Source organism: Pedobacter sp. 01T416_2 (genome assembly GCF_056398925.1).
Genome location: NZ_JBFTQI010000315.1, coordinates 1 through 6,377 on the forward strand (window position 1 = coordinate 1; position 6,377 = coordinate 6,377).

General features: G+C 37.4%; 4 protein-coding genes. 2 read left to right on the plus strand and 2 right to left on the minus strand.

Annotated elements, in window-relative coordinates; genetic code table 11:
• Positions 1-666 precede the first annotated feature (666 nt).
• The gene (locus tag AC1DPQ_RS14275) at positions 667-1,314 is read right to left on the minus strand and encodes a LexA family transcriptional regulator (protein ID WP_477580631.1); all 648 of its coding nucleotides are present in this window, start codon (positions 1,312-1,314) and stop codon (positions 667-669) included.
• Positions 1,315-1,410: 96 nt separating this feature from the next.
• On the opposite strand from AC1DPQ_RS14275, the gene AC1DPQ_RS14280 reads away from it, so the two are divergent.
• Positions 1,411-2,586: a hypothetical protein gene (locus AC1DPQ_RS14280; RefSeq protein ID WP_477609880.1), complete on the plus strand. Its 1,176-nt coding sequence runs from the start codon at positions 1,411-1,413 to the stop codon at positions 2,584-2,586.
• Complete coding sequence (locus tag AC1DPQ_RS14285) at positions 2,561-3,418, plus strand: HEPN domain-containing protein (RefSeq protein ID WP_477581976.1); 858 nt, start codon at positions 2,561-2,563, stop codon at positions 3,416-3,418. Before AC1DPQ_RS14280 ends, AC1DPQ_RS14285 begins: the two co-directional genes overlap by 26 nt.
• Before the next feature lie 674 nt (positions 3,419-4,092).
• Here AC1DPQ_RS14285 and AC1DPQ_RS14290 read toward each other — a convergent pair.
• The coding region (locus AC1DPQ_RS14290; RefSeq protein ID WP_477609882.1) for a hybrid sensor histidine kinase/response regulator at positions 4,093-6,377 on the minus strand (2,285 nt) is incomplete at its 5' end.

Consider the following 6,377-nt stretch of genomic DNA (forward strand, 5'->3'; position numbering starts at 1 on the left):
GATTGGTAATATTTAAGCAAAGCGGGCTGATCATTGATCGGACCGCTTTTTTAGTTTTCATTGACAGATTCCAATCTAAGGATCGTCATCTCGACTGAAGTGCAACGGAAGGGAGAGATCTTTGAAACAAATATTGAAATTAAAAGATTTCTCCGCTACGGTCGAAATGACGATACTTCGAGACTATTATCTCCTTAAATCTAATCTCACTAATATTAATTTTTATATATCGAGATACCTTGTAATATATTTAATCATGTCCTTCGACGAGCTCAGGATGACAACCTGTAATACTGACTCCTATATAGCTTATTACAATCTGCGAAAATCTGCTGATCTGCGGGAGCTTTTTTTATTTATTCCTGCTGATTAAAGGTGATCACGCAGATTCTAAAGAAAGTCGTCATTCCCGCGCATGCGGGAATCTTAATGCAACATAAAAACCCTACTAAGGCATTACGATTCCTGCCGGAACCCTTTTTAAACTCCCGCTGATTTAAGATGAAAAATGCAGAATCCAGTTTGCGAATCTCATTCATATTTGTAATTCACTCCGAATTTGTCACGTTGAGCCCGTCGAAACGCCTTGTAAGATATTTAATCAGGTCCTTCTACAAGCTCAGGATGACATTTTTTAATACAAACTTGAACTGAAAACTACTTTGCCTAAATAATATTCCGTGTAATTTTTCCTTTGATAATGTAAAGTGCCTGGATGTTTTTCTTGCGGATTACGGTATCGCCTTTAAAATTTGGATTTGAAGAACGGAGGATTAGTTTGGTATTATCGGCGTGCTGAAAAATTAGTTTTATGGTGCGTAAACTGTTGCTATCTGCATCCGTCATCACCACATAAGCTTCGCCCCACTGTAAAATTTCGTAATTGGTAATTTCTTTTATGGCAATAATTTCGCCTGCGGCATATTTGGGGTACATGCTATCGCCATAAACGGGTAAATAAGCCGTACAATCGTTAAAAGGAAGGTAATTTACCAGGTATTCTGCCCGTTGTTCTTCTACCAGGAGATCTTTAGCATCTGATAAGCTCATATCGAAATAAGGAACACCCTCTTTACTTTCGCTAACGCCTGGCTTCTTTTTAAAAAACGGTTCGCCGGTTCCGTTTTCAAGCCATGTTAAATTTACGTCGAATTTAAGTTCGAGTTTATCTTTAATGGCGTTAGATACATTAACCCTTTCTCGTAAAATATCCGATAAAGAGCCCTGTTTGATATTCAATGCGGTAGCAAAATCTTTTTGAGTTTTAAAATACAATAAATCCATTAATGACTTTAAGCGCTGATTCTCATTCATAGTAGTATGTTAATAAGTTTTATGTACAAAATATAGTTAAACTTATTTTTTTTTGCTAAATTCGTTAGCTAAGATAATAATTTAAAACTATACGCTATGGAAGGGAACTCAAATTTTAAAAAAGAAACTATGGCTTTTATTGATGCCATTGAAAACTTTTTTTTATCAGATGGTGTAGGCCATCATTTAAATTTTTTAAAAAACTGGGTAAACCCATCTCAAAACGAATTCGATTATTCGCCGCAAAAGCACCCTGCAAAGCTATTGGGTTTTTATGAAAAACTTGTGCCGCTGTTTGATTATTCGGATTTAATTTTTAACCGGATTGAAGCTGATTCTGCTTTTGTAAAAGCGATTGAGCTTGATGAATGTAATTTGGAACGCGAATCGGTTGTGCTTGATTATTGCCCGAAGTTGTTAAGCAAGGGCGAAATGAAAAATCCGAAGTTTACTTTTTTAGATATTTTTATCTTCTTTGAATCAGATAGCTATAAGATGGTTTACAGGGAATGGTTACTGGCCGGATTGGAAAATAAGCTCGATCTGGATTGGGATCAGTATGTTGCGGCGTTTTACGAGAATACCATGAAAATGCTGGAGGCCTGTTGGCTCATCCACGAAAGGCTCATCACTAAAAATAGTTTTAAAAGTATCGATCGCTATTACCATATGGCCATGTTCGAAAGCACATCGCCTTTGGCTTTCGATCAGGAATTATTTGATGATCCATTTAAGGCAATTGAATTTTTCTTTAGTTTGGATAACCTTGCAGGGCATAAAACATACCTGAAAAAATGGTATAAAATAGCCTTATCAGAAGCGCACCGTTTAAGTGATGTTGCCGATTATTTTTTCCTCTATAACCAGTTTACGAAATTGCTTAACGCAGGTTATTTAATTGCCAACAAAAAACTGATTTACCAGGAAGCCTTGCCTGAAGGCTTAATTACTGAAGATCGTTTTATTACAAACGAAGTGTATAACAAAGGCCTCTGTGAAGTAAATACATTACCAGCCGAACACATCGAAAATCCTTATCGCTTTGTAGCGTCTTTTTTCGTTCCTGAAAAAATTAAACAATTGCGCTTAGGCCTTTTAGAGTGGTTGTATGCCGCATTTAGTGCCGGAGGYAGCATTAAACTGATGGATAAAGAATTTTTATTTGAGCAGTATGAAGCCATGCTGATGATCATGGAAGCTTTCTTTCTGATGATCGGTAATCCTTCACTAAGTGATGATATTAAAGATGAAAGGCGGTATTATGCGGAATAAATTCTTAAACCTTAGCCATAGTGCCATAAAAGAAGAAACCGTAATGTGTTTATTGAAGCGCATTACCGCTGCGGTGCCCATTCAATATATTTATCTCCACAATAATTTTTTTACAGGTAAGGCGGTGCGAGAAATGCTGATTATGGTTCAGTTCAAACATGTACGTGTTTTAAACGAATTAACGCCGGTATTAAATATTGTATTCAATGGGCAAACGGAATTCAGTTATCGGGTTTTTCATGTGCACGAAGTTGAGCGGGCCTTGCTAGCGGGCAGTTTGTTTTTTTACTATGCCACTGCAGCTCAAAATCGTTTATTTAGTAAATCTGGAAGTTTTCTTGAATGTGGGGCACCTGAGTTCATCGCAGATCGGGTTAGCAGCGCCTATCAACAGGAAACTAAAAAGGCCAACAAATTTTTATCTGGAGCCAATTTCTATTTTAAACGGCGAAATTTCGAGCATTGTGCTTTTATGCTGCACCAGGTTTTCGATTTAATGTATCGGGCCATTGAAATTCTGGTAATGGGAAAGGATAAAAAAACGCACCGCATTAGTGCCCATCAATTGTATGTCAAACCCTATGTTAAACCGCTTTCTGAGCTGTTTAATGATGAAGAGGAACTTTGCTTGTTGCATTTACTCGATGAAGCCTACCTGGCCGTTCGCTACGAAAACGATTATACGATCAGTGAGCCGGATGTGATGCGACTGTTTGAAAAAATAGGTTTATTGTACTGTGTTGCAGAACAGGTTTATCAGGGCATTATGAACAACCATTTCGATCAGCAGGTTGCCAGAATGTATTTAAACCCTAAGTTGGTCTCTCCATAATGGGCCATCTGTAGATCTGTCATTGGGAGCGAAAGAATATAAAATCAACATAAATGAATTTTTAGCTTTTAGGATTTAGAAATGAATGTCTATATTTCATAGGATGTAATAGTCTGTTATTCATTTCAGCGGATGAAGAGTTGGTTAACATTAAGATATATCTCTTTAAGGGCGTTTGGCTTTTTTGCTTAAGGCGATCGTCATGCTGAATTTATTTCAGCATCTTATCGGGTTATTAAAAAAGCTTGATTCTGGAAAACTAATGTTTAAAGAAAAATATTGATGTTTTTGTCCGCTCTATGCCGCGGGGGCATGGTACTTTGGAGCGCCAAAGTACCCAAAGCGCTTTGTCAATCCAGCAATGGGCCTTTTTGCACAATCCTACACACATCAAAAAAACAGCGGCACTTCGTTTTGTGTTCAATTCCTATAAAATTTTGAATTAACGCTTAATGAACACAAAACCACTGCGTTTCAGGTTTGATAGTGCCGTTTGGGCTATTCTGCTACTGTTTTTTTGATTATTCCGGCCCTTGGGATTGACGGCGTTCTTCGGAAAAACCAGTATTTTATTAAAGTAGGCTAGCAAAATGCCTAAAAACAAAGATCGATAAATACCATCAACAATAGCCTGCCAAAGGCATTGTTCAAATGCTTCGCAAAGCGTTTGCAAACTAATCATTGCTCATAAACTCACTCGGGGTTTTGCCGAAGTGCTTTTTAAACTCCGAACTAAAATATTTCCGATCATTAAAACCTACTGCATAAGCAATTTCGGCAATATTTCCGGTACCTTGCTTGAGTAATTGGGCTGCTCTTTTTATCCGCAGCGATTTAATAAAATCGTTTACTGAAAGGTCGGTAAGTGACCTTATTTTTTTGTACAGTACAGGTTGGCTCATGCCAATTTCTGAAGATAGGGTGGGTACATCAAAATCGGGATCAGCAATCCGGTCTTCGATAATCTGGATAATTTTATTCAAAAAGTTTTGCTCTGTGGTGTTAATCACCATGTTTTTAGGCTCGAGCGTAATTACCTGTGCAAACTTTTGTTTAATGGTTTCCCTGGCGTTTAACAGGTTCTGGATGTTCAGCTCCAATATTTTTAGGTTAAATGGCTTCATGATATAAGCATCGGCACCGTTTTCGAAACCGTTTACCTGGTGAACATAAGCCGATCTTGCCGTTAATAAAACAACAGGTATGTGGCTGGTTCGTTCATCGGTTTTAAGTTTCCGGCATAATTCTAAGCCATCCATTATGGGCATCATTACATCACTGATAATYAAATCAGGAATCAGTTCTAATGCACAGTCTAGCCCGGTAGCTCCATTTTCGCGCTCGTAAATCAGGTATGAGGGGCTTAAAGCCTGTTTAATAAAGGTTCTTACATCTTCATTATCTTCTACGAGTAAGATGCTGCGTTTCTCTTTTTCTATTGTTGGTGCTGCTTCGGCAAGTTCTTCTATTAATGATTCTGTTTCTTGCAAAGTGGGGATATTATAATTTGCCGCATCATCATAATAAACATAATCAGCTATAAAATCGGATGGATTAAAATGTGCTTTCCCTATTTTTAAACTTACTGTGAAAGCGGTATTGCCAAAGGCCTTGTCGTTTTTAGGTATGCTTTCGAAGCTGATCTGTCCATGATGCAGTTCTACAATACTTTTAGAGAATGATAAGCCCAAACCCGTACCAATAGTTGTAGTGGCATTGGCCTGATAAAAATTGGTGAATAAATTGGCCTGGTTTTCTAATGGAATGCCCTTACCGTTGTCGCAGATCTTAATATTAACCATTTGTTTTTCAACCTCTATTTTTAAGCTGATTTTTCCGTTTACGGGTGTAAACTTAAAGGCATTTGAGAGTAGATTAAACATCACTTTTTCCATCTGGACCTTATCAAAATAAAGCTCAATTTCTGTTTGTGCGGTTTCAAACTGGTAATCGATATTTTTAGCAATGGCCATGTTCTGAAAAGCCAGAAATATTTCCCTACAGAATTTTACCACATCGCCAGGACTTATATGTAGTGCCATTTTTCCGCTTTCTGCCTTTCTAAAATCGAGCAGTTCGGTAACCAGGTTCATTAAACGGTCGGCATTATTTTTTATAGGTTGCAGATCCCGGTTCAGGGCAGGGTTATCTTTTGCGTTTTCGATCAATTTATCTAACGGACCAACAATGAGGGTTAAAGGTGTGCGGATCTCGTGAGAAATATTGGTGAAAAACTCGAGCTTGTGCTCATTAATCTCTTTTTCTTTTTTAAGTACAGCTTTTATTAACAAATAGCGTATAAATACAATAGAAATGGCTGCAAAGGCACAAAAATAAAACAGATAGGCCCACCAGGTTCTGTAAAATGGTGGCAAAATCTTAATAGCTAATGTGCTGGTTTTGTTGGTCCAAAGGCCATCGTTATTACTTCCCTTTACCATAAGGGTGTAGTTTCCGGGCGATAGGTTAGTATAGCTTGCCGATGGGATATCTACATAGTTCCAGTTTTTTTCAAAACCTCCCAGCTTATAGGCATAACGGTTTTTATCAGATTTTATAAAGTTAAGCAAGGTAAAATCAATCGAAAATACATTCTGGTCAGACTCGAAGGTAATTGATTTAATGGTGCTGATGTTTTGTTTAAGTAAACCATCATCGGCATTCAGTGCTATTGGTTTATTAAATAGTTTTAATCCTGTAAAAATAACTGGAGGGGTGTTTTTGTTCTCTTTTATTTCGTTGGGGAAAAAGCTCACCATTCCACTTAATCCACCGAAGAAAAAGGCACCATTACTGTCTTTTAAAAACGATTTGTAATTAAATTCGTTGCCTGGCAGTCCATCTTTAATGTTGTAGGTTTTAAAAGTTTTCTGCCTGGGGTTGTATTTGCATAAACCTTTGTTTGTAGTTATCCATAGGTTGTAAAAATCATCTTCCAGTATGCCCATGATGTTATTGC